General features: G+C 66.8%; 22 protein-coding genes. 9 read left to right on the plus strand and 13 right to left on the minus strand.

Annotated features, from left to right (window positions below; genetic code table 11):
* Positions 1-116: 116 nt before the first annotated feature.
* From QE494_RS05770 to QE494_RS05790, 5 genes are all read right to left on the minus strand, one after another.
* Positions 117-857: an IclR family transcriptional regulator gene (locus QE494_RS05770; RefSeq protein WP_300041960.1), complete on the minus strand. Its 741-nt coding sequence runs from the start codon at positions 855-857 to the stop codon at positions 117-119.
* 20 nt (positions 858-877) lie between these two features.
* Positions 878-1,633: a hypothetical protein gene (locus QE494_RS05775; protein ID WP_300041961.1), complete on the minus strand. Its 756-nt coding sequence runs from the start codon at positions 1,631-1,633 to the stop codon at positions 878-880.
* Between the two features lie 136 nt (positions 1,634-1,769).
* Positions 1,770-2,984, minus strand: a complete 1,215-nt coding sequence (locus tag QE494_RS05780; protein WP_300041962.1) for a beta-propeller fold lactonase family protein — start codon at positions 2,982-2,984, stop codon at positions 1,770-1,772.
* Complete coding sequence (locus QE494_RS05785; RefSeq protein WP_300041963.1) at positions 2,981-3,400, minus strand: Zn-ribbon domain-containing OB-fold protein; 420 nt, start codon at positions 3,398-3,400, stop codon at positions 2,981-2,983. The genes QE494_RS05780 and QE494_RS05785 overlap by 4 nt, the downstream gene beginning before the upstream one ends.
* Before the next feature lie 3 nt (positions 3,401-3,403).
* On the minus strand, positions 3,404-4,573 hold the full coding sequence (locus QE494_RS05790) for a thiolase domain-containing protein (RefSeq protein WP_300041964.1): 1,170 nt from the start codon (positions 4,571-4,573) through the stop codon (positions 3,404-3,406).
* A 148-nt stretch (positions 4,574-4,721) separates the two neighbouring features.
* Here QE494_RS05790 and QE494_RS05795 point away from each other — a divergent pair, with 148 nt between their 5' ends.
* The 4 genes from QE494_RS05795 to QE494_RS05810 all read left to right on the plus strand — a co-directional run bounded on the left by QE494_RS05795 (position 4,722) and on the right by QE494_RS05810 (position 9,149).
* A complete protein-coding gene (locus QE494_RS05795) occupies positions 4,722-6,848 on the plus strand; it encodes a 3-hydroxyacyl-CoA dehydrogenase NAD-binding domain-containing protein (protein ID WP_300041965.1) in 2,127 nt (708 codons plus the stop codon).
* Between the two features lie 34 nt (positions 6,849-6,882).
* Positions 6,883-7,095 (plus strand): rubredoxin, encoded by a 213-nt coding sequence (locus QE494_RS05800; protein ID WP_369289722.1) that lies wholly within the window; start codon positions 6,883-6,885, stop codon positions 7,093-7,095.
* A 2-nt stretch (positions 7,096-7,097) separates the two neighbouring features.
* Positions 7,098-8,081 (plus strand): tripartite tricarboxylate transporter substrate binding protein, encoded by a 984-nt coding sequence (locus QE494_RS05805; protein WP_300041966.1) that lies wholly within the window; start codon positions 7,098-7,100, stop codon positions 8,079-8,081.
* 66 nt (positions 8,082-8,147) lie between these two features.
* The gene (locus QE494_RS05810; RefSeq protein WP_300041968.1) at positions 8,148-9,149 is read left to right on the plus strand and encodes a tripartite tricarboxylate transporter substrate binding protein; all 1,002 of its coding nucleotides are present in this window, start codon (positions 8,148-8,150) and stop codon (positions 9,147-9,149) included.
* A 60-nt stretch (positions 9,150-9,209) separates the two neighbouring features.
* Here QE494_RS05810 and QE494_RS05815 read toward each other — a convergent pair whose 3' ends face one another.
* From QE494_RS05815 to QE494_RS05845, 7 genes are all read right to left on the minus strand, one after another.
* Positions 9,210-10,004, minus strand: a complete 795-nt coding sequence (locus tag QE494_RS05815; protein WP_300041970.1) for an enoyl-CoA hydratase/isomerase family protein — start codon at positions 10,002-10,004, stop codon at positions 9,210-9,212.
* A gap of 63 nt (positions 10,005-10,067) precedes the next feature.
* Positions 10,068-10,811: an enoyl-CoA hydratase/isomerase family protein gene (locus QE494_RS05820; RefSeq protein WP_300041971.1), complete on the minus strand. Its 744-nt coding sequence runs from the start codon at positions 10,809-10,811 to the stop codon at positions 10,068-10,070.
* Entirely contained in the window at positions 10,808-12,910 is a 2,103-nt protein-coding gene (locus QE494_RS05825) for an acetate--CoA ligase family protein (RefSeq protein ID WP_300041972.1), read from the minus strand. Before QE494_RS05825 ends, QE494_RS05820 begins: the two co-directional genes overlap by 4 nt.
* A gap of 193 nt (positions 12,911-13,103) precedes the next feature.
* On the minus strand, positions 13,104-13,841 hold the full coding sequence (locus QE494_RS05830; RefSeq protein ID WP_300041973.1) for an IclR family transcriptional regulator: 738 nt from the start codon (positions 13,839-13,841) through the stop codon (positions 13,104-13,106).
* Positions 13,842-13,953: 112 nt separating this feature from the next.
* Entirely contained in the window at positions 13,954-15,375 is a 1,422-nt protein-coding gene (locus QE494_RS05835; RefSeq protein WP_300041974.1) for an FAD-dependent oxidoreductase, read from the minus strand.
* A gap of 32 nt (positions 15,376-15,407) precedes the next feature.
* Positions 15,408-16,823, minus strand: coding sequence for an MmgE/PrpD family protein (locus tag QE494_RS05840; protein ID WP_300041975.1), 1,416 nt, complete (start codon positions 16,821-16,823; stop codon positions 15,408-15,410).
* A 7-nt stretch (positions 16,824-16,830) separates the two neighbouring features.
* Positions 16,831-17,001 carry a hypothetical protein gene (locus QE494_RS05845; RefSeq protein ID WP_300041976.1) on the minus strand — a complete coding sequence of 57 codons (171 nt, stop codon included), beginning with the start codon at positions 16,999-17,001 and terminating at the stop codon, positions 16,831-16,833.
* Positions 17,002-17,234: 233 nt separating this feature from the next.
* Here QE494_RS05845 and QE494_RS05850 point away from each other — a divergent pair, with 233 nt between their 5' ends.
* The 3 genes from QE494_RS05850 to QE494_RS05860 are packed head-to-tail and all read left to right on the plus strand — an operon-like array spanning position 17,235 to position 19,435.
* Complete coding sequence (locus QE494_RS05850; RefSeq protein WP_300041977.1) at positions 17,235-17,471, plus strand: hypothetical protein; 237 nt, start codon at positions 17,235-17,237, stop codon at positions 17,469-17,471.
* Positions 17,472-17,514: 43 nt separating this feature from the next.
* Entirely contained in the window at positions 17,515-18,639 is a 1,125-nt protein-coding gene (locus tag QE494_RS05855) for a CapA family protein (RefSeq protein ID WP_300041978.1), read from the plus strand.
* A 19-nt stretch (positions 18,640-18,658) separates the two neighbouring features.
* Positions 18,659-19,435, plus strand: coding sequence for an SDR family oxidoreductase (locus QE494_RS05860; protein ID WP_300041979.1), 777 nt, complete (start codon positions 18,659-18,661; stop codon positions 19,433-19,435).
* 50 nt (positions 19,436-19,485) lie between these two features.
* Here the strand turns inward: QE494_RS05860 and QE494_RS05865 are convergent, their stop codons facing one another.
* On the minus strand, positions 19,486-20,721 hold the full coding sequence (locus QE494_RS05865; protein WP_300041981.1) for an MFS transporter: 1,236 nt from the start codon (positions 20,719-20,721) through the stop codon (positions 19,486-19,488).
* 131 nt (positions 20,722-20,852) lie between these two features.
* On the opposite strand from QE494_RS05865, the gene QE494_RS05870 reads away from it, so the two are divergent.
* Together QE494_RS05870 and QE494_RS05875 are read left to right on the plus strand one after the other, a co-directional pair.
* Positions 20,853-21,608 carry an SDR family oxidoreductase gene (locus QE494_RS05870; RefSeq protein WP_300041982.1) on the plus strand — a complete coding sequence of 252 codons (756 nt, stop codon included), beginning with the start codon at positions 20,853-20,855 and terminating at the stop codon, positions 21,606-21,608.
* 108 nt (positions 21,609-21,716) lie between these two features.
* Entirely contained in the window at positions 21,717-22,718 is a 1,002-nt protein-coding gene (locus QE494_RS05875; protein WP_300041983.1) for a tripartite tricarboxylate transporter substrate binding protein, read from the plus strand.
* The last annotated feature ends 13 nt before the right edge of the window (positions 22,719-22,731 follow it).

Consider the following 22,731-nt stretch of genomic DNA (forward strand, 5'->3'; position numbering starts at 1 on the left):
GAAACGGCAGCCCAATCGATTGGCGCTGGGCGCCGACTGAGCGACGACTGAGCGCTGCCTCGCAGCCGCCGGAAACCTCGTACTTCACCGCGCCGGCCGGCCGCCGGTGCCGTGCTTCACGGCGGCGCGTTGCCCCCATAAAGCCAGGAGATCTCGGACGCTGCCTGCACCACGAGGCGGGTGAACTCCCGCTCGCGCGATTGCATGCGCACCAGGGGGCCTGCGACCGAGAGGCAGTAGTGGCCCTCGTCGTCCAGGCCGCGGATGGGGGCCGACACCGCCGCGACGCCCAGGACCCGCTCGCCATGCGAGACCGCATAGCCCTGCTGGCGGATCTGTTCGAGTTCCGCCCGAACCTGGGCCTCTGTCATTTTGCCCAGCTTGGCCATTTCGGCCCGTATCGGTGACAAGGGCTTGGGATCCCTGGCAAAGGCCACCAGCACCTTGGAGCTTGAGCCCCGTGCGAGCGAGACGCGCTCGCCGGGCTGGCTGACGCTGCGCAGTGGCAGGGCGGTGGCGACGGCATCGATGCAGACGCGCATGCCCTCGTCAGCGGCATAGAGCGAGACGGTCTCGCCCGTGCGCTCGGCCAAGGTGCGCATGAGGGGCCTGGCGATCTCCCGGATGCCCAGGGTGCTGCGCACCATCCCGGCCAGGCGGGTGATGCGAAAAGACAGGCAGTAGCGCTGGTCTTCGAGGCGAATCAGGTAGCCCGATTCCTCCAGGCTCTGCACGAGCCTGAAGGTGGTCGACTTGGGCAGTGCGATGCGGCCGGCAATTTCATGCAGCGAAAGGCAGTTGTCCTCGGCTGTGAAGCTTTCGAGGATGGCCAGGATGCGCTGGACCGACCGCATCATGCGGTTCCCCTGCGTCCGGTTCAGTCCAGATCGCCGCGGGGGTATTCCAGCACCAATGCCTCCAGGCCCTTGGCGCCGGCGCGGATCTCGAAGCCGGTCTCTTCGTTCTCGACGGCGACCATGGACCACTTGGGCAGGTCCTGGCCGTCATGGTGCATGCTGCCCTTGCCCACGAACACGTAGTAGCCGCCCGCGGCGCGCGGGTCCGGGCCCTGGACAGCCATGCCAGCGCCCAGGCGCACAACCTGTGCGCGCATGCCGTCGGCGGGATCTTCCAGAAGCGTCTCCCACTGTGCTTGCTCGCGGTGCTCCATCACCGGGTCTACAGAGAAAATGACCGGATCCGAGGTGACGTTGCGGCGCTTGCTGGGCCGCAGGCGCTCGCGGTAGCCCGGCTTGTCCAGGTAGACCGGCTCCGAGTTGCCGGTGAAGATGCGCAGCGCCACGAAGGACAGCCCGTTGGGGCCGGCCACGATCGGGCCGTAGGCGGTGTGATGGTCCTTGAACTGGATGGTCAGTGCCTTGAGCTCCTGACCCCGGTTGCCGATGGTGCCCGAGCCGTCCACGAACAGCTGGAACATCGACACACCATGGAAGTGCGGCAGGATGCTTTCGCCCGGGTTCAGGTCGGACATCGTGGCCTGCGGGCCGGGCGCGCGGGCGGCCGACGAGCGCGGACCGAAGAACACGGTACCCCAGTGGCGGATGCCGGTACCAGGCGAGATGACATCGGCTCGTTGGGCCAGGGCGTCTGTTGAGCTGCGCGTATGGATCATGTTTGGGTCCTCTTCGGATAGCGGCTGGATGATAGCACGCAGGTTTTGTTGGACAGCACCGGTTTCATTGGTCGAAACTCATGGGCCTGCACGCGGTCTGCTGGGTGGCAGGAGCAGGCGCAGGGCTGGTGCCGCCTCAGGCGCCCGGCCGAGCCGCAATTCCCATCCAATAAAGCATCTCGCCAGGGGGGGTGTCCACCGCCTGGCGCCGTACGAACGCCAGCCGTCCGTCCCCGCCGATGCGGAAGATCGTCAGCGCTGCGGGCACCGGCACAACCTGGCCACCTTCGAGCACCGCATGGGGCTTGATGCTGGCCGTGACCAGGAGCTGGCCCGATGGGTCACAGGCAAAGGTCCGCACATGGATCGACTCGGTGTTCGCATGCTGGACTCGCGTGGGCTCGCCGGTATCAGGATCGATCTGGAAGACGGCGATGTTGTTCTCGCCGCCGCCGAAAACGCGAGCGCCGTTCACTTCCACCGTCTGGTCGGCCCGGTTGGCGAGGTAGACGAATCGCCCCGACGGATGCATATGAATCGGCCCGGCGATCTGCCGGGGCCGCACATGGACGGGGTCGGCCAGCGTCTCCAGCGTCCAAGCCGGCTGTGCCTCGAGCCTGTCTTCGGCGTCAAAGCGGAACATATAGAGCCGGTTCAGGCGCTCATCGGACAGGTACATCCAGCGCCGGGTCGGGTGGAAGACCGCATGACGTGGCCCGAAGCCGTAGCCGCCCTGGGGCGCCACCACTTGGCCTGCACTCAGAACGCCGTCGCGGACGCCAAAGGTGCGCAAGGCGCCCGGGTCCTCGGGCTTGGACTCGGTGGCCTTGTTGCCCCGGTCGACCACCAGCACCGTCCGGCCGGAGGGGAAGACCCGCACCTGATGCGGGTAGGTGCCAAATTCCAGGCCAGGGGCTTGTGCGATCTCGTCGCCCACGCGCCCATCGGCTTCGAGTCCATGGAGGGTCAGCCGGCCATGCCCGAGGTTGTGGGCATTGACCAGAAAGCGGCCGCCTGGATCGGCGCACATATGCACCGCCCGCACCGGCAGCGTGCGAGGCTCGCCATGCGGCTGCAGGCTGCCGTCCGCGGCGACGGTCCAGGCGCAGACATGGTCGGTGGTGGAAGGCACGCGCGGCCCGCCGTCGCTGCTGCTGGTGTAGAACACCGGCAGGGTCGGGTGCGGCCAGGCGTACTGCAGCTTGGCCGGCAGTCGCACCTGGGCGCGCTCGGTCAGCGCGGTGGTCGCCAGGTTCAGGTCGTGGTGCGTCAGCACCGAATCGACGGCGCTGTAGAGGGCCATCGTGGAGCCCGGCGCCCCGTTCAAACCACGGTCCCCGGCGCTGCTCACGGCGCCGATCCTTGCGTGACCGGCGTGAACATGGGCACCGCCGTCCCCCCTTCGGTGGTCTGGAAGGTCACCTGCACCCGTTGGCCGATGCGTACCGCGTCGAGGTCGGTGCCCACGATGTTCGTCATGAGCACCGGCCCCTCGTCAAGCGTCACATAGGCGATGCAATAGGGCGCCCCGGCGCCCCGGCGGGTGACGCTGTAGGTGTAGATGGTGCCGGTGCCGCGCGTGTCCATCCATTCCACTTCGCTGCTCCAGCAAAAGGGGCAGAGCGCGCGCGGGTAGTGGTGGACCTCGCCGCAGGCCTTGCAGCGCTTGACCAGCAAGCGGCCCTGGGCCGCAGCGTCGAAGTAGGGTGCATCGCCCGGATTGAGCGCGGTGTCGAAGAGTTTGCGTTCGGCGGTGAAAGTGGGCATGGCTTACTCCCTCTCGAGGATGACGGTGGCAGACCCGTGGCGGTGGCCAATCAGGCCGCCAATCCCGGTGGCCAGTGCCAGCGAGCAGCCCGGTACCTGCACCCGTGGGTGGGCCTCGCCGCGCAGCTGCCGCACGGCCTCCAGGATCTTGGTCATTCCGCCGCGGTTGGCCGGATGGTTGTTGCACAGGCCGCCGCCGTCGGTGTTGAACGGCAGCTTGCCCACCCCGGAGATCAGGTTGCCGTCGGCGACAAAGCGGCCGCCCTGGCCCTTGGCACAAAAGCCCAGGTCCTCCAGTTGCAGCAGCACGGTGATCGTGAAGCTGTCGTAGATCGAGGCGTACTGGATGTCGGCTGGGGTCACGCCCGCTTCCTCAAAGGCGCGTGGCCCGGTCCAGGCCGCAGCGGTGTAGCTCAGGTCGAGCCGGCCGCCGGCCTGGTGCTTGGTCGATTCACTGCACCCGAGCAAGCGAACGCGCGGCCGATTGAGCGTGTGCGCAATTTCCGGCCGGGCGATGATGATGGCGCCCCCGCCGTCGGTGACGACGCAGGAGTCCAGGCGGTGCAGCGGGTCCGAGATCATGGGCGAGGCCAGCACGTCCTCGACCGTCACCACGTCCCTGAGCAGGGCGTGCGGATTGTGCTGGGCATGGTGCGACGCGGCCACCTTCACCCAGGCGAGTTGCTCCGAGGTGGTGCCAAATTCATGCATGTGCCGCATCGCGGCCATGGCATACAGGTTGACCGTCACCGGGTTGTAGGGCATTTCAAAGGGCGCGTCCGGCAGGTTGACTCCCCGTACCCGCACCTGCGTGCCTGACATGCCCTCCGAGCTGGGGCGACCAGCGAGGGTGACCAGGGCCACGTTGCACTTGCCCGCGGCAATCGCCTCGGCCGCATGGGCCACGTGAATCAGATAGGAGCAGCCGCCCATGTCGGTTGAATCCACATGGCGCAGGCGATTGAGGTTGAGGTAATTGGCCAGGGACCAGGCGTTAGCGCCGGGTGCGTCGCCGGCGCAGAAAAATCCGTCAATGTCGTCCCGGGACAGCCCGGCGTCTTCAATCGCGCCTTTGGCGACCTCCGCATGCAACTGCGCCACCGAATGGTCTGGCGCCTTGCGCAGCGGGTGCTCGTATGCGCCCACGATGTAGGCCTTGCCCTTGATGCTCACGGGTGCGTCCCTCCTGTCGATTGACAAAGGCGGTTCCGGTAGTCGAAACCTATATTGAACAACAGAACTCATGATAGCATCCGCCCGAATTGCGGCTGCCCCTGTGCGGCCGGGCTGCCGCCCTGCTGGCGGCCCCAATGGGGACAACATGGATCAGAGAGAGTTTGCTCGCTACGAGGTGGTGGACGGTGTCGCCGTCATCACCCTCGACAACCCGCCGGTCAACGCCCTGGCGCCTGGCATGCGCGAGGGTCTTATGGCCGGTGTCGAGCGGGCCGCTGCAGACGCCGCGGTCACCGCTATCGTGGTCATGGGCGCTGGCGCCCATTTCGTTGCCGGTGCCGATGTTCGCCAATTTGGCAAGGTCCGCCCTGTCTCCACCCGTGCCAGCGCCGCGGCGCTGGAAGCCTGCGCCAAGCCCGTTACCGCCGCCATCGACGGTTACGCGCTCGGCGGCGGTCTGGAGCACGCCCTGGCTTGCCACTACCGCATCGCCACCGCGCGCGCGCGCCTGGGCGTGCCCGAAATCAAGCTGGGTCTGATTCCTGGGGGCGGCGGCACACAGCGCCTGCCTCGTCTGGTGGGCCCCGAGCTGGCGCTCGACCTGATCCTCTCCGGCCGGCAGCTGACGGCCGCCCAGGGGCTTGCGCTCGGCCTGGTTGACACCGTGGTCGACGCGGACGGGTACGAGGCACTGCGCGCCCAGGCCATTGCCTATGCCGGGCAGGTGGCCGCGGTCCGCCCACTGCCCCGGGTGGGTGAACGCACCGACCGCATCGCGGCAGCGACCTCTGACCCCGCATTTCCCGCATCCCTGCGCAAAGCCGCGCCGGCCAAGTCGCTCAAGCTGTTGGCCGGTCGCCATGCACTGGCCTGCGTCGAGGCCGCGGCCACGGCCACCCTGGACGAGGGCATCGCGCTCGAGCAAGCCCTGTTCAACGAGTTGGAAAACTCCGACGAATCGCGTGCCCTGCGCTATGCCTTTTCTGCCGAGCGCGAAGCCGCTAAACTGCCCGGCGCGCCGGTGGATGCGCGGCCTGATCCGGTGCGCTCGGCCGCCGTCATCGGGGCGGGCACCATGGGCAGTGGCATTGCGATCGCCTTTGCCGACTCAGGGGTGCCGGTGCGCGTGCTGGAGTCCAGCGCCGAAGCCCTGGAGCGGGGCCTGCAGCGAATTCGGGACACCTATGCCACCCGGGTCAAGCGCGGAAGTTTGTCTCAGCCTGCCATGGACGAATGCCTGGGGCGCATCCGCGGGGTGATGCAGTACGAGGACATTGCCGACTGCGACGCGGTGATCGAGGCCGTGTTCGAGCGCGTCGACATCAAGCAGGAGGTCTTTGCGCGGCTGGACCAGGTGATGAAGCCGGGCGCGCTGCTTCTGACCAACTCCTCGGCCATCGACATCGACGTGATGGCCGCCGCCACCGGGCGCCCAGGTGACGTGGCGGGCGCGCACTTTTTCGCGCCGGCCAACGTGATGAAACTGTGCGAGGTGGTGCGCGGTCCCCGCACCTCCATGGACACGCTGATGCGCACCATGAAGATGGGGCGGGACATGGGCAAGACCTGCGCGGTGGCCGGTTCCTGCGACGGCTTCGTGGCCAACCGCAGCCGCACGCCGATGATGACCGAGCTGATGTTGATGCTCGAAGAAGGCGCGCGGCCCGAGCAGATAGACCGGGTGATGGTGGCCTTCGGCTACCCGATGGGTCCTTTCGCGGTGAACGATATCTCCGGTCTGGATGTGAGCTACGAGGGCCGCAAGCGCCGTGCCGCGGCCAACCCGGACTACCGCAAGCTGCACGTCCCCGATCGCCTCGTCGATATGGGCCGTAAGGGACAGAAGACGGGCGCCGGCTGGTACCGCTATGAGCGCGGCGACCGAACGCCCCACGTCGACCCGGCGGTCGAAGACATCATTGGCACGGTCGCCCGCGAACTGGGGATCACCCAGCGTAGCTTCAGCGACGAGGAAATCCTGCAGCGGCAGCTGTTCGCCTCGGTCAACGAGGCCTGCCGCATCCTGGAAGAAGGCAAGGCCTATCGCGGCAGCGACGTCGACGCGATGTGGTTGCACGGATTCGGCTTTCCTCGCCACCGGGGCGGACTCATGTTCTGGGCCGACAGCGTGGGCGCGGCGACCATTTATCGGCAGGTGAGCCAGTGGCACGAGGCCTATGGGCCACGCTGGAAGCCCAGCGCCTTGCTGGCGAAGGTGGCCGCAGAAGGTGGCCAGCTGCGTGAGTTGCGCGGTCAGGCCGAACCTGCATGACCCCTCTCGCAACACGGCACCTGAAGGAGGAGCAATGAACGACAGCGAGAACGCAGCAGCGTCCGCAGGAGACCCGGGGCCATTCAAGGCCTGGCTTTGCGTGCTGTGCGGCTTTGTCTACGATGAGGCCGAGGGAATGCCAGATCATGGCATTGCCCCCGGGACCCGCTGGGCCGATGTGCCGGCGGACTGGATCTGCCCCGATTGCTCGTGCGGCAAAGTAGATTTTGAAATGGTGGAGGTTTAACCATGACTCTGAGCCTAGGTCGACGTGAATTCATTGTTTCGGCAGCGGCCTGCGCTGCGCCCTCGGTGTGGGCGCAAGCGAGCGCGGCCAATTACCCCGCGCAGCCGGTGCGCATGATCGTTCCCTTCCCGCCGGGCGGGGGGTCTGACACCCAGGCCCGGCTGATCGGGGAGCGCCTCGCTGCTGTGTGGAAGCAGCCGGTCAACATCGAGAATATCTCGGGCGCGGGTGGCGCGGTGGCGGCCAGTGCCGTCACCCGGGCCAAGCCGGACGGCTACACCATCTTCTTTGCCACCCACCCGATCCTGGCCATCAGCCAGTTCATGACGAAGAAGCTGCCCTACGACCCGGAGCGGGACTTCATCCCGCTGATCAAACTGGCAGACTTTCCCCTCGTGCTGCTGGTGCCGGAGAACAGCCCCTATCGGACCTTGGCCGACCTGGTGGCGGCCGCCAAGGCCAAGCCCGGCACGCTCAATTTCGGGTCAGGCGGCATCGGAACCACCCAGCACCTTGCGGGCGAGCTGCTCGAAGACCGCGCCGGCCTCGACCTCACCCATGTGCCTTTCCGTGGCAACGCGCAAACCACCACTGCGCTGATCGCCAACGAAATCCAGATGTACTTCGACAGCGTTCCCCAGGCGCGGTCGCTGGCCAGAGGCGGGCGGGTGCGGGGCCTGGCCGTGACGGCAGCCAAGCGCCTTCCCAGCTGGCCCGAGTTGCCCACCGTGGCCGAATCGCTGCCTGGTTTCGAGGTGAGCCTGGCCTATGGCCTGCTCGCGCCGGCGGGTACGCCCGCGCCCCTGGTCGCTGCCATCAACGACGCCGCCAACCGCGCGCTGCGTGACCCGGGCTACGCCGGACGCCTGGCCAGCGAGGGCGCCGCGATCGAGGGCGGCAGGCCGCAGGACTTCACCGACTTCCTGAGCCGCGAACGCACCAAGTGGGGCCCCCTCATCAAGCGGCTGGACATCCAAGCCGATTGAGAAACGGGTTCCCGTGGGCGAAGGCTCGCGGGGTGCCCGGCACTCGAATTTCTTCCGGAGCACGCCGTGACTTCTCCCTTGTTCATCAAGAAGGTTCTGGCCCTGTGCCTTTGCGCGGCGAGCCTCGCCTTGGGGGGGCTGGCGCAGGCCCAGGCCCAGCCATTCCCCAATCGCCCGATCAAGGTCATCCTGGGCTATGCCCCCGGCGGTAGCACCGATGCCTTCGGCCGCTACTACGTGCAAAAGCTCTCCGAGGTGCTCAATACCCCGGTGGTGATCGACTTCAAGCCAGGCGCCGGCCAGGTCCTGGCGATCAAGACCGTGCAGGCGGCGCCGGCCGACGGCTACACCCTGTGGCTAGGGGCCGGCAGCGCCTTCTCCCAGGGCCCCGGCATCCGCAACGACCTGCCCTACGACCCTCTCAAGGACATGGTCCTGATCGGAATGGCCGCCACGTCGCCAGGCGTGATCGTGGTCAGCGCCAACCTGCCAGTGAACAACATCCGTGAATTGATCGCCCATTCGAAGGCCAACCCGGGCAAGCTCAATTACGGCTCTTCGGGCGTGGGCTCTGCCAGCCACCTCCAGAGTGCGTACCTGGTCACGCTGACCGAAATGAATATTGAGCACATCCCCTTCAAGGCGGATACAGAAATCATCAACGGTATGTCCACCGGCTCGGTCCATATGGGCATGGCGACGGTGCAAGCGGGGCTGTCGGCGGTGGCCTCCGGCAGGGCCAAGGCCATCGCCGTGACGGGATCACGGCGCCTGCAGAGCCTGCCGAACGTACCGAGCCTGAGCGAGACGGGTCAAAAGGAACTCGATGGCGTCGACCCCTACACCTACTACGGCCTGGCGGCCCCGGTGGGGACGCCGCCCGCGGTGATCGCCCGACTGAGCGAGGCCCTGCAGAAGGTCAACGCCAACCCGGAGGTCATCGCCCATGTACGGGACAAGCTCTATGCCGAACCCGCCAAGGGCGACGCGGAGTCGTTCCGCCAGTTCATCGTGAAGGACACCGCCAAGTGGAAGGCCTTCGCCAAGCATGTGAAGCTGGGCGAGTAAGCCGCACGCGGGCTTGGCCCCCTGCGGCCAGCGAGCCCCGGCGCAGGGCCAGGCGGAGACTCAACGCCCCTTGAACACCGGCTTGCGCTTTTCCTTGAAGGCCTTGATGGCCTCCTTGTAGTCCTCGGTGGACTGCACCACGGCCATATGGGCCGAGACGGACTCCAGGCTGGTGCGAAGGTCGGTGTGCTGGGCCTGGTAGGTCAGCTTCTTGATGTCACGCAACTGCACCGGCGGACCATCGGCAATGCGCTGAGCCAGGGCGAGGGTGCGCGTCATGAGTTCGGCGTCGGGATAAACATGGTTCACCATGCCCAGACGCAGGGCTTCTTCGGCATCGACGAAATCGCCGGTCCACAAAAGCTCGAGGGCCTTGGGCATGCCCACGATCCTTGGCAGGAAATAGCAGCCACCATTGCCTGGTAGCAGGCCCACCCGGATGTAGCCCTCGGAAAAACGCGCAGAAGCGCCAGCGACCCGGAAGTCGCACATCAGGGCCATGTCCATGCCCGCGCCCACCGCTGCGCCGTTGACCGCGGCGATGAGCGGCTTCTCGAAGAGTTCCACCGCCCGGGCCACCCGCTGCGAGACCTTGGCGAGGCGCTCCTTGCGCTCGAGCGGTGTCGGGTCACGCGCTTCCTGCTCCTTGGACCGCCGGCCCAGGTCACCCCCCGAGCAAAAGGCGTCGCCTGCACCGGTGATGACAAAGCAGCCCACGGCCGGATCTTCGTCGGCCTCGCGCAGCGCGGCGCTCAGAAGATCGAGCATCTCCTCACTTTGTGCGTTTTTCTTGTCGGGCCGGTTCAGCCGTGCCACGCGGACACGGCCGATGGTTTCCAGTTCAAGGTCTGCCAACGTGTTCTCCTCGGCGTTCTCGATGAATCAGGTAAATGCGTAAGGGGGTTTGCGATCCAGGGCTCACGCGGGCGAGGCCTGCTGCGCGGAATGGGCCCGGTGGCGCGCGTGCTCCTGGCGTGCCTCGGCCAGAGCGGCCTTGACGCGGCGGTTGATCCAGCGCTTGTTGTCGGCAAAGACCGTGGGCTTTTTGCTTCCCAGCAGGGTGGCCAGGGCGGTGGCGGCGCTCACCAGCTCGGCCCGTGGTGCGACGGCCCGCACCAGGCCGATGTGCCGGGCTTCAGGCGCCGGCATGCGGCGGCCGCTCTGGACCAGGTCGCGCGCGTGGGCCAGGCCACAGACCGCCTCCACAATGCTGGCGCCGGAGAAGGTGGCAATGCCGATGTCGATCTCGGCCAGCGCCACTTCGGCCGTGTCCACCGCCACGCAGGCATCGGCCAGCAGGGCGATCATCGCGCCCCCGCCACTGGCCATGCCGTTCAATACCACCAGCACCGGCTTGGGGGTGTCCAGCACTGCGTCCTGAAGGGCGGCGAGCGCATGCGAGCGGCGCTCGCGCTGGCGCGCCATGTCGCCATCGGCCGGCTGCTCCCGCACGTCGACGCCGGCGCAGAACACGCGCTCGCCGGCGCCGGTCAGAAGGATCGCCTGCACCGTGGGGTCGGTGCCTGCCTGCACGATGTGCGTGGTGAGGCCTTCCACCATGGCCACCGTCATCGCGTTGGCCTTGTCGGCGCGGTTGAGGGTGAGCCACATCAGGCCGCCGTCTCGGTGTGACAGGACCAGGTTGTCCGGGCTTGTTGTCATAGGGGCACCACCAGAGCGTCTGCGGCCACCACGCCATCGGGCAGGGCGAACAGGGGGTTGATGTCGACCTCGCGCACCTGGTCACGGTGTGCCCAGGCGAAGCGGGAGAGGGCGGCCAGGGCCGAAGCGATGGCGCCGACGTCGCAAGCGGGCGCGCCACGCACGCCGTCCAAAATGGGACGACAGCGTAGTTCACCCAGCATGTCGAATGCGGTGGCCTCATCAAACGGCGCAATGCGCGAGGCGGTGTCCTTGAGGACCTCGGCGTAGATCCCGCCGGCACCTACCACCACCACGGGGCCGAAGACCTCGTCGTTGACCACGCCGGCAATCAGCTCGAAGCCGCCACGGACCATCTCCGACACCAGGGCGCCTTCAATGCGCGCCTGCGGGACATGTCGCCTAGCGTTAGCCAGAACCTCGGCAATGGCTTCATCAAGCGCCGCCTGGCTGGCGATGCCCAGGCGCACGCCGCCGACCTCGGTCTTGTGCGGGATGTCGGGCGAGACCACTTTGACCACCAGGGGCAGGCGCAGGCCTTCAATCGAAAGCGTGCCGGGGCCGGGCACCATCACGTCGCGGCTGACCGGAATGCCGGCAGCGGCCAGCACCGCTTTCGACTCGGTTTCGGACAGGGGCTTGCCGGCCTGTACCGTGGGAGCGGCTCCAGCCACGTTCGACTCGGCAGCGGCAGGCGCTGCCAGCAGGCGTTCGCGTATGCGGTGATAGTCGGCCAGCGTGGCCACGGCCCGCGCTGCGCGCGAGGGCGAACGCAGCACGGGCACGGCGCCCTTGGCGAATTCGGCCAGTGCCTGCGCGTTCTCGGCGACCGGCGTCGACGAAAACACCACGATGGGCTTGGCGCTCTCCTGCGCCACCCGGACCAGCACCTGCGCGGCGGCCAGGCTGCCGGCCTGGCCGGTAGTGGCCAGGTTCACGCACAGCGCGTGTACACCCGGGTCGGCCAGGGCGGCCCGTACGGCGGTTTCGAGCTTGGTCTGGTTAGCGGCAGAAAAGTAGCCGGCGGTCAGGTCGATCGGGTTGTGTACCGCGCCGATATTCGGCACCACGCCGGCCAGGGCCTGCTGGGTTTGCGCAGACAGCTCGCACAGTTGCAGGCCGCGTCGCTCCCCTGCATCTGCGAACACGATGGCCGACCCGCCGGAGACGCCCATCACCGCCACGCCGTTGCCTGTGGGGTAGCGTCGGCCTTCGAAGGCCAGCAGGTAGTCGACCGCTTCGTGCAGCTCCTGGATTTCGACGATGCCGGTCTGCCGGAACAGCGCCCGGTAAAAGTCGTAGGTGCCGGTCATGCTGGCCGTGTGCGACTCGGCGGCTTTGGCCCCCTGTTCGGTGACGCCGCCCTTCCACAGCAGCACGGGCTTGCCGGCGGCCAGGGCGCGCCGGCCCACATCGAGCAGGGCGCGGCCGTCACTCGTGCCCTCGATATAGACAACGATGCTGCGCGTCTCCTCGTCGTCGATCAAGGCGTCGATCAACTGGATGGTGTCGATGTCGGTTTCGTTGCCGGTCGCGATGACATGGCGAAAGCCAATACCCGCCTCGGCGCAGGCCAGTGCGATGCTGTAGCCAAAGCCGCCGCTTTGCGTGACCAGCGAAACCGAGCCACGTTGGAGCTTGGGCGGCCGGGTGATGCTGCCGAAGGCGGCGTAGACCCCGGCATGGATGTTGGCAAAGCCCAGGCAGTTGGGGCCCAGAAGGCGAATGCCTGCAGTCTGGGCGATCTCCAGCAGACGCCGCTCGCGCTCAATGCCCTCAGGCCCGCTTTCCCGAAACCCGCCGCTCAAAATGACGGCATAGCCGACCTTCTTGCGCGCGCAGCTTTCGAGCACCGCCAGCACGCCGCCCGCCGGCACCCCGATGACCACCAGGTCGACCGCCTCTGGGATGGCGTCTATAGAGGCGAAGCAGGGCAGTCCGTCAAAGGCTTCGTATTTGGGGTTGACGGGAAAGAGGCGTCCCTGAAAACCGTTTTTGACCAGGGCCCGCAGGGCCTGTGTGCCCGGACGGGCGCTGTCGTCGGAAACGCCGACCACCGCGATCGCGCGTGGCTCGAACAGATGCTCGAATGTCTTCATGCCTGATGGATGGGAGCCGCCCGTCTGGGGCCGGCGTGACGGAAGAAGCGCCGGCTCGCCTTCGCGCGCAGGCCTGGGGTGGGCCGCAGGCGCCTCTCGCATGCGGCGACGCAAGAACTCTAGTTCAATCAGGCCCCTGGGTCAATTTTTCGGAATTGATTCCGACCAGTGGAATCGACGATTGGGCGCTTCACTAGACCGGCGTCTGCGCGCCATAGAGCCGTGAGATGCTCGCGGCGGCCTTGACCACCAGCTTGGCGTAGTCTTTCTCGTGCGACTGCATGCGCACACTCGGGCCGTTGACCGACAAGCAGTAGTGCACCTGCTCGCTCACGTCCTTGATGGGTGCCGACACCGCCGAGACGCCGAGCAGGCGCTCGCCGTGAGACACCGCAAAGCCCGCGTCGCGTACGCGGTTCAGCTCGGTGGCGAGTTCGGCCTTCGGGCGCTTGGTGCTGCGCGCCAGGGCTGTCAGCAGGGGCGACAGCTCGCCCGGCGCCATGTGGGCCAGCAATACCTTGGCGGCGGAGCCCGCTCCCAACGGGATCTGTTCGCCGGGCTGGACCACGCTGCGCAGGGGCGAGATACCGTTGATCACATCGATGCAGACCCGGTTGCGGCCGCTGATCGTGTGCAGGGACACGGTTTCCTTGGTGGTGTGGGAGAGTTCTGCCATCACCGGGCGGGCGATTTCCCGGATGCCCAGCGTGCTCTTGACCAGCCCGGCCAAGCGGGTGAAGCGAAACGACAGGCAGTACTGCTGGTTCTCGAGCCGTACCAGGTAGCCCGCTTGCTCGAGGCTCTGCACGATCCGAAAGGCTGTCGACTTGGGCAGCTCGATGCGGTCGGCGATTTCCTGCAGCGTCAGGCTGTCTGCCTCGGGTGTGAAGCTCTCAAAGATGGCGAGAATTCGCTGGACGGCGCGCATCATGACGGGGGGTCCTTTTCGGAGGGTCGCCGATGGTACTCCAGCCCCCTGGCGCCTCGCGCCCAAAAAGGGGAGAGGGCGAGCAAGCGAGAGGGCGCGCCAGCGCCAGCGGGTGTCAAGCCGGTACGAGCTGGCGGGCGAGCTCGTTGGCCGCGCGCAGCGCGAACACGGTGGACCGCGTCAGGCCGCCCACATAGGCCACCTGCCCATCCCCCTTGCCCCCTTCGATGCCGCCCGCGGCGCAGCCAGCCGAGTACAGGCCCGGGATCGGCTGGTCTTGTGCATCAAGCACATGGCCGTCGGCGTTGATGACCAGGCCACCCATGGTGTAAGTGATGCCGGCACACAGCTTGACCGCGTGGTAAGGGCCGCCCTGGATCTGCATGGCCTTGTAGTTGCCGGTGCTGCGGTGGGGCGTGAGTGCGGCCTCCTGCCCCGAAGCGACCGCGGCATTGAAGGCCTGCACGGTTTCTGCTAGCGCGTCGGCCGGCACACCAATTTGCGCCGCCAGGCTTGGCAGATCTGGGGCAGACAGCAGCGTGCCGCCGTTGGAGAGCAGGGTGGGGTTGGCCGGGATCAGGTATTCGCGGCCGGGGCCGTTCCAGATCGCCGCGTCGAAGATGACGGTGGCGCCCAGTGGATCGGCCTGGCGCGCGATGCGGTTGGCCATGGTCACGCCGCCGAGTCCCTCGTCCATGAAGCGACGGCCTGTGCCGTCGACGACCACGCCCGCTGCGCAGACGAAGTCGATCATCGGGAAGGGCCACAGGTCCGGGTTGTGCATCGCATCCTGGGACATCACGTGGCCGTAAAAGCGGTCCATGCCCACCACCTGCGCGCCCACCGCCCGGGCCATGCGGATGCCGTCGCCGGTGCCGGTGCCGGCATTGCGTTGCAACATCTTCTCCGGGGCGGGGCTGATGAACTCGCGCATGAGTGCCGGGTCGGAATGAAAGCCGCCGTCGCACACCACCACCGCCCGCGCGCTGATCTCGACCGGGCCGCTGGCCTGCTCGGCGTGCAGGCCGACGCAGGCGCCACCTTCCATCACCAACTGGCGCGCACGCGTGCCACGCACAATGCCACCGCCGGCCTTGATGAGGGCCGCTTCCAGCGTGCGAAGCAGCACGTCGCCGCCGCGGCCTTCCCAGTAGCGGCGGCCGTGGGTGGCAATCGGCGGCGCTAGCGTGTGCCGGCGGTAGGTTTCGTGGCCGACCTTGATGAAGCGAACGCCCTTCTCACGCAGCCACTTGGTCGCGCCGCCGATGTCATTGACCAGCGCATCGACCAGGTCCTCGCGCGCAGCGCCCTTGGTGCGGGACACCACCGCGTTGCGAATGATTTCGGGGTCTTCCGCCACGTCGCGGTGGGCCACGTGAAAGGCGCCGCCCGCGACGCGGGTGTTGCACGGGTAGCGGTCCTCGGCGCCTTTTTCCAGCACCAGGGAGCGCACGCCCTGATCGGCCAGGCGCAGGGCGGTTACCAGACCGGAAATGCCTGCGCCGATGATGGCGACGTCGGTCTCAAGCCGTTGCATGTCAACTTCCTCTTGGATGGTTAGGGGTGAAATCAGCGGGCCTCGGCGGCGGCCAAGGCGGTGAGGGCTTGCGGCGCCAGGTCCGAGGGCAGGGCGTGCAGCGTCTGCAGCAGGGCGCGGGCGCGGGCCTCACCCAGCACATCGACTGTGAGCTCCAGGAACTTGGCATCGTGGGCGGCCTCGTCCATGGGGTTGTCGGGTGTGCCCAGGGAGTTCTCGACAAAGGTGGTTTCCTGCCTACCGTCTTTGAAGGTCACTGTGGCCTCGGTCACGAACTTCCCAGGGTAGCGCTTGTCGTACTCGGTCGCCTCGACCAGTTGCACCTTGCGCGCAGTGGCCAAGACGAGGTCCATATCCAGCGTGCCCTCAAGATAGCGTAGGTGGGCGCCATAGCCATTGCCGTAGCCCAGCAGCGCAAACGCCGCCTGCGCCGGGAGACTGAACTGCACTTGTTCGATATTGCCCGGGGTGTAGGTGTTGGTGTTGACCAGCCCCACCATGGTGTTGCTCAAACGCGGGATGCGCAGCGAGACCGATTCGATGTCGGCCAGGCGCCCCGCATACGCAGTGAGGATGTCGATGGCGGCGTGGTTAGCCCCGCAGCAGCAATACCGCTTGAAGCCGCCGCGCCGAATTTCGTAGGCGCTGTCAAAGCCGAAGCGCGCCGCGGCATCAGCGGCCGGTTCGCGCTGCAAAAAGGCCTTGTAGAAGCCTTTGACCCCGCTCAAAAATGCGCGCGGTCCGGTGATGCCGGCGCGGGCCAGGTCGGCCGCCATCATCCCGCCGCGCACCCCGATGCCCGGGTGCACCCGTTTGACCGAACCGCCGGTGGACGCGTACTCGGCTGCGCCCGAGGCATGACTCAGGGCAATGGCCAGTGCGTGCAGGGTGGTTTCAGCGTCGAACTTGCGAAGCTTGGCGCAGACCGCGGCGGCGCCGAAGCTGGCCAGTGCGCTGGCCGGGTGAAAGCCGCGCTGCATCAGGTCGGGCGCGGCCAGCACGCCGATGCGCGCATACACCTCGTACCCCATGAGGATGGCGGTGATCACCTCGTCGAGCGAGGCACCCACTTCCTCGCCGACGGCAAACGCCGTGGCCACCGCGCAGCTGCCCGGGTGGCTGTTGCTCGGGCGATGGCCTTCGTCGTACTCGAAGCCGTGGGCATAGGTGGCGTTGATGAAGGCCGCGTCTGCCGCACTGACCTGTTGCAGGCTGCTGATGATGCGGCTGCGTCCCTGAATGTGCTGCGCGTCGATCAGGGCGCGGACCTGCTTCGACCAGGGCAGGCGGGTATTGCCCACCTGAGAGCTGAACTGGTCGCGCAGCACCCGGCTGACCATGACCCGCAGTTCGGGCGTCACATGCTCGGGGCTAAATCCCAGAATGAAGCGGACGACCGCAGTTTCAAGCGGCGGGCAGTTGACCGGCTCGGTCGTTTGAGCTGTCATGGTGTGCTTACTCCGGCTTGATGTTGGCCGCCCGGATCACCTCGCCCCAGTACTTGAAGTCCCGGGCGACGAAGGTGGTCATTTCGGTGTGGCTCATGTCAATCGGCCCGGCCGCCGAACCCCGAAGCGCCAGTGGCATTGCCAAGGCCTGACGGCGGTTCAGATGTGCGGGTTTCATGCGTGTCTCCATCGTTTTTTTGGCGAATGCCCGTTGGCGAGGCGCTGCGGCGTGTGCCCAGCCCATCGCGACTGCATGCTACAGGCATCTCTCATTTTCAGCACTCATTCCATTGGTCGGAATCCTGGCTCGGTCGCCGGACGATGCGCCACCCGGTTCCGAGCAATGAAACGAATGCCGATGAATGGTTGCCGATGCTACACTTTCCCTCGAATCGAAAGAAGGAGAACGCCGTGGAAGACGGATCGCAGCCCACCTATCGCACCCTGCACATGCTGGTCAAACATGGCGACAGGGGCGTTCTTGTCCTGACCGTGGGCGTGCTCCTTCTGGGCCTGCTGGCTGTGTTCATGACAGGCGCCCTGTGGGCGGCGCCCCTGGTCCTGGTCGGCACCGGGCTGCTCTATGTGGTGGCCCGCAGTTACGTGGAACTGGTGCGGGTCATCGTGGACATGCTCCTGCCCAAATAAGCCACCTGAACCCATCTCCGACTGTTCATCACCGAGACATCCCATGCCTACCTCTGCATCCTTGCTGATCGGCGGCGACTGCGGTCCCGCCCACGGTCCCAAGCACGGCTTTCCGATCGAGGGCTACACCCAGGGCGTCCTGGGCGCGTTGCAATCGGTCGACATGCGCTTCGTCAACTGCATGCGCACCTACTCGGACCGCAAGGTCGAGAGCGCGCTAGCCCCGCAAGTGGGACAGCCGGTCGAGATGGCGCAGATTTATACCGACGGCGGTTTCGACGCTGTCACCATGGCCAACAACCACAGCTTTGATGCCGGTGTCGAGGCCATGCTGGACACCCGTGAGTTGTTCGCCTCCAGAGGCATTCAAGTCACTGGCGCCGGCCGCGACCTGGCCGAGGCGCGCAAGGCGGCCATCATCGAGAAAAACGGTGTGCGAGTGGCCTACGTCGGCTGGACCGCCGTGGCGACGGCTGGCACCGAGGCGGGCCCGGGCAAGCCTGGTGTGGCCTCGATCCGCGTCAAGACCGCTTACGAGACGCGCGGTCCGCACCAGCCGGTGCGGGTGCGCACCGAACCTGACCCGAAAGACCTGGCCCTGCTGCTCGAGGACATCCGCGCCCTGCGGCAGGAGGCGGACGTCGTCATCCTGGCCTTCCACGCCGGCATCATCCGCATCCCGCGTGTGATCTGCGACTACCAGGTCACTGTGGCCCACCAGGCGATCGAGGCCGGCGCTGACATGGTGGTCGGCCACGCACCGCACCTGCCCAAGGCCATCGAGATGTACCGTGGCAAGCCGATCTTCTACAGCCTGGGCGTGTTTGCCATGACCAAGGGCTTCCCGGCGCCCTCCTGGAGCGAACCGGCCTGGGCTCATGGCGCAGTGCGCAACCACATTGATCTGGACCCGGAGTTCCCGCTTATGCCCTATGGCAAGGCATGCACCCTGAGCATGCTGGCCAAGGCGGTCGTGACCAAGCAGGGCATCGAGCGGGTGTCCTTCCTGCCTGTGGCCATGGACGCCTACTACCGCCCCCAGGTCCTCAAGCGGGGTGCCGCCAAGTTTGACGAGGTGCTGGAGTACCTGGAGTGGGCATCGGCCGATATGCCGCACCAGTTCACGGTCGAGGGTGACGAGGTGGTCGTCACCGCCCCGGCTGCCTGACCCTTTTCGGAGCACCGCCATGGACCTGGGCATCAAGGACAAGGTGGCGCTGGTCACCGCATCGAGCGGCGGCATGGGCCGCAACATCGCCCACACCTTGGCCGCCGAGGGCGCGCATGTGGTGCTTTTCGCTCGCAGTGCAGACAAGCTCGAGGCCACTGCCGCCGAGATTGCCGCCACGCACGGTGTGCGGGCTCTGGCGGTGGCGGGTGACATGCTGGTGCCCGCCGACGTCCTGCGACTGGCGCAGACCATCCAGTCCGAATTCGGTGGCCTCGACATCCTTGTGCTCAACACCGGTCGCGCGCCCAACCCGCTGCGCGCCACGCTCCAGGAAACCGAAGAGGCGCGCTGGCACGAGGCCTACCGCAACCAGCTCTGGAGCGTGATCCAGGTCGCCAACCAGATGCTTCCGCTCATGACCGAGCGCGGCTGGGGGCGCATCGTCGCCGTCACCTCGGCCTCGGTCAAGCAGCCCATGCCGCACCACAGCCTGTCGACGGTGTTCCGCTCGGGTGTCACCGCCTATGTGCGCCATTTGGCCAACGAGGTCGGCGCGTACGGCATCACCGCCAACTGTGTGGCGCCGGCGCTGATCGACACCTCTCACCGTGTGGGCGCCGCCGCCTACACGCCCGAGCAGATGCAGGCGCGCAAGAAGATGACGCCCCTGGGCCGCATGGGCCAGCAGGCGGAAGTGTGTGGGGTAGTCGCTTTCCTCGCCTCTTCGCAGGCCGGGTTTGTCACCGGGTCGACTGTGGCGGTCGAAGGTGGCATGGTCGGCTCGTTGTTCTGAACCTGTGTTCTGAATCTGTGCTGCGCCAGCGCAGAGGCGTTGCGGCCCCATCAAGCAGGTGGAGGAGCTCTCTCGGCCTCTTTTTGCTCACGCAGCAGCCCGAGGACAGCCCGGATACACAGCCCACCTCCGAGGAAAACCACCACGCCAGCGGCATGGAATACCCCCGAGGCCGTCAGCGCGATGCCGGCTGCACCATAGGCCATGGGCATGGCGATGCCCGAGCCGTTGAACATCATCATCCGCAAGGCCATGGCATCGACCTGCCGGTGTTCGGGCGCCACCTTGTGAATCAGGATCATCACCAGCGGCTGCACGGCGCCCAAAAGCGCGCCGAGCGCGAACGAGCACGCCATCATCGATGGCAGGCTTTCCAGGAACGGGTAGAGCGCCAGCAGGGCACCGGAGAGCGTGACGGCGATGGCCAGCACTAGCCAGTCGGGCGCCCGACTGGCGATGGCGGGAACGGCCAGTCGGCTCAAGGTGGCCGCCAGCGCGAAGGCACCCATTAGCATGCCGATCGACGAGGCACTGATGCCGCGCTCGTGGGCGATCACTGGAACCATGAAGCCATGCAAATCCCAGCAAGCGCTCATGAGCCAATTGAGCACCATCAATTGCCGAAAGTGAGGCAATCGAAGCAGCGACCACGGGGCGGAGGGAGCCTGCGTGGGCGCTGGCGCCATCGGAATTTCCCGCGCCAACCTGGCTGCCACCAGGCTACCCAGAGGCAGCAGGCCCAGGGCCATGAAGGCGGCCTGGTAGCCGGCGTTGTCGATCAGTGCCCCGGCCAGCAAAGGGCCGATGAAGGTCGATGCCGTCGGTGCGATCGACACCCAGGACAAGCCCCGGCGCAACTCGGCGTCGGAGGCGGCGGCTCGGCCCACATGGCGCTGAAGTGTGATCAGCGACAGGCCGATCGCACCGCCGCAACACAGTGCGCCCAGACCCAGGGCCGGCAGCGCCGGCCAGGCCGCCGCCAAGCCGATGCCCGAGGCGGCGCTGACGCCGCACAGAGTCAAGCAAAACTTGAGGCCCCGGTCATTCACCAGACGCCTAGCCGGCAAGGCGATGGCAATCTGCGCCGCGGCAAACATCGCCATTAGCACCCCGATGGACGCCGTCCCGTAGCCCAGGCTGAGCGCGAGCAGGGGCGTCGCCATCCGCATTCCCGAGAACGCCGAGTGCAGGCCGATATGACCCAGGATCAGCCGGAACAGTTCCAGCGAAGGGCGGGCGCCCGCCTCGGGGGTGGCGCGCTCCGGGGTGGGGTCAGGCAATGGCACGGTCCGATGATAGCGCGGCGGTGTTTCATTGGCTGAAACCAATTCTGAAAAGGGGCCTAGCTCAACTGCCCTCGTATCATCGGCTTGCGCTGCGCGGCATCGCGATTTGCCATCAATTCGAGACAAGACTCATGGACCTGCAACTCAAAGACAAGACCGCCCTGGTGACGGGCGCCAGCGTGGGCATTGGCCGCGCGATCGCCCAAACGCTGGCGGCAGAAGGTGTGCAACTGGCCGTCTCCGCACGTCGGGTGGACAAGCTTCAGGAGCTGTCCGCAGAAATCGTCGCAGCAGGCGGCAAGCAGCCCGTCCTGATTGAATGTGACCTGTATGCCGAGGACGCCGCCCAGCGCCTGACCTCGGCGGCACTGGCGGGGCTCGGCCATGTGGACATCCTCGTGAATAACGCTGGCGGCTCCCGCAGCTTCAAGGAGCTTCATGTGAGCGAGGAGGCCTGGCAGGAGGCCATCACCCTGAACTTCCACCGTCCTCGCCAGGTGGCCGACGCGCTGATTGACCAGATGATCTCGCGCAAGTGGGGCCGGATCGTCAACATCACCGGCAAGAGCGAACCCGAACACATCAACGGCGCGTTTTGCGCCAAGGCCGGCATTCACAGCTGGGCCAAGGGCCTCTCGCGCATGGTGGGCAAGCATGGCATCACCGTCAACTGCATCCCGCCCGGCCGTATTCATTCTGAGCAGATCTTCCGCAACTACACCCCGGAGTACCGTGCCTGGCAATCCGAGCACGAAATCCCGGTGGGCCGCTACGGCGAGCCCGAGGAACTGGCAAACCTGGTGGCCTTCCTGGCCTCACCGCGGGCGGCGTACATCACCGGCGCGGTGATCCCGGTGGATGGGGGTTTGCGCCGATACCAGTTCTGACAGCCGCGGCATAGCCTCTCGGGCATCCGGCGATACCGCCGAGCGTCCGCGGTGGGCGCCGCCTCCCCTGGCCCGACCTGGGCTGAAATGAAAATGAAGGAGACCGACATGACCGAACGCATCAACACACCGATCACCCGTCGCCAGGCCCTGGTCGTGGCCGCTGGCACCGCCGCCGCGGTGGCCCTGCCTGCCGCCCGCGCGCAATCGTCCTGGCCGAGCAAGCCCGTCCGCTTCCTGGTGCCCTTCGCCCCGGGCGGCACCTCGGAAATCGTGGCCCGCTCAGTGGCCGCCGAGTTGACCAAGCAGCTGGGCGTCTCTGTGTTCGTCGAGAACAAGCCGGGCGGCGCTGGCGTCACGGCCATGCAGGAGGCGCAGAAGTCAGCCCCGGATGGCCACACCCTGATCCTCACGCACGTGGGGACGCTGGCGGTCAACCCCTACATGCTCAAAAACCAGCCCTATGACGTGAACAAGGACTTCATGCCGGTCACGCTGCTGGCCAAGGTGCCCAACGTCTTTGTCATTCACCCGGATGTGCCGGCCAAGAACTTCAAGGAATTCGTCGACTACGCCAAGAAGAACCCGGGCAAGCTCAATTACGGCTCTGCCGGCAACGCCAGCGCGGGTCACCTGGCGATGGAATATCTCAAGCTGGTCGCGGGCATGTTCATCACCCACATCCCCTACCGCGGCACCGGCCCTCAGCTCACCGACTTGCTGGCCGGGCGCACGCAGGCCTCCTCGGCCGGCATGCCCGCCCTCGGCGCGCATATCCGCTCGGGCAAGCTGCGTGCGATCGCGGTCGGCACCACCCAACGCATTGCGGCCCTGCCGGATGTGCCCACGGTGGCCGAAATGGGCTTCAAGGATTTCGAGACCGCGCAGTGGTATGGCATGCATGTGCCTGCCGGCACGCCGCCTGACATCGTCAAGCGGCTGCAGGAGGAGTCTTACAAGGCACTTCGCTCCAGCGCGGTGACCGAGCGCTTTGCCACCGACAACGCGGTGAGCGGTGGCGGCCCCTCCAGCGAATACGCGGCCTTCATTGGCCGCGAGCAGACGATTTGGAGCGACATCGTCAAGCGCGCGCAGATCAAGCCGGATTGAGCCTGATCGAGCC

The sequence above is a fragment of the Ramlibacter sp. genome (assembly GCF_029866045.1).
Lineage (GTDB): Bacteria > Pseudomonadota > Gammaproteobacteria > Burkholderiales > Burkholderiaceae_C > Ramlibacter.

Bases quoted from the DNA above. Each gene is read 5' to 3' on its own strand.
- QE494_RS05770 (WP_300041960.1), bottom strand. From the start codon at position 857: ATGATGCGGTCGGTCCAGCGCATCCTGGCCATCCTCGAAAGCTTCACA.
- QE494_RS05775 (WP_300041961.1), bottom strand. From the start codon at position 1,633: ATGATCCATACGCGCAGCTCAACAGACGCCCTGGCCCAACGAGCCGAT.
- QE494_RS05785 (WP_300041963.1), bottom strand. From the start codon at position 3,400: ATGCCCACTTTCACCGCCGAACGCAAACTCTTCGACACCGCGCTCAAT.
- QE494_RS05795 (WP_300041965.1), top strand. From the start codon at position 4,722: ATGGATCAGAGAGAGTTTGCTCGCTACGAGGTGGTGGACGGTGTCGCC.
- QE494_RS05800 (WP_369289722.1), top strand. From the start codon at position 6,883: ATGAACGACAGCGAGAACGCAGCAGCGTCCGCAGGAGACCCGGGGCCA.
- QE494_RS05805 (WP_300041966.1), top strand. From the start codon at position 7,098: ATGACTCTGAGCCTAGGTCGACGTGAATTCATTGTTTCGGCAGCGGCC.
- QE494_RS05820 (WP_300041971.1), bottom strand. From the start codon at position 10,811: ATGACAACAAGCCCGGACAACCTGGTCCTGTCACACCGAGACGGCGGC.
- QE494_RS05825 (WP_300041972.1), bottom strand. From the start codon at position 12,910: ATGAAGACATTCGAGCATCTGTTCGAGCCACGCGCGATCGCGGTGGTC.
- QE494_RS05830 (WP_300041973.1), bottom strand. From the start codon at position 13,841: ATGATGCGCGCCGTCCAGCGAATTCTCGCCATCTTTGAGAGCTTCACA.
- QE494_RS05835 (WP_300041974.1), bottom strand. From the start codon at position 15,375: ATGCAACGGCTTGAGACCGACGTCGCCATCATCGGCGCAGGCATTTCC.
- QE494_RS05840 (WP_300041975.1), bottom strand. From the start codon at position 16,823: ATGACAGCTCAAACGACCGAGCCGGTCAACTGCCCGCCGCTTGAAACT.
- QE494_RS05845 (WP_300041976.1), bottom strand. From the start codon at position 17,001: ATGAAACCCGCACATCTGAACCGCCGTCAGGCCTTGGCAATGCCACTG.
- QE494_RS05855 (WP_300041978.1), top strand. From the start codon at position 17,515: ATGCCTACCTCTGCATCCTTGCTGATCGGCGGCGACTGCGGTCCCGCC.
- QE494_RS05860 (WP_300041979.1), top strand. From the start codon at position 18,659: ATGGACCTGGGCATCAAGGACAAGGTGGCGCTGGTCACCGCATCGAGC.
- QE494_RS05870 (WP_300041982.1), top strand. From the start codon at position 20,853: ATGGACCTGCAACTCAAAGACAAGACCGCCCTGGTGACGGGCGCCAGC.
- QE494_RS05875 (WP_300041983.1), top strand. From the start codon at position 21,717: ATGACCGAACGCATCAACACACCGATCACCCGTCGCCAGGCCCTGGTC.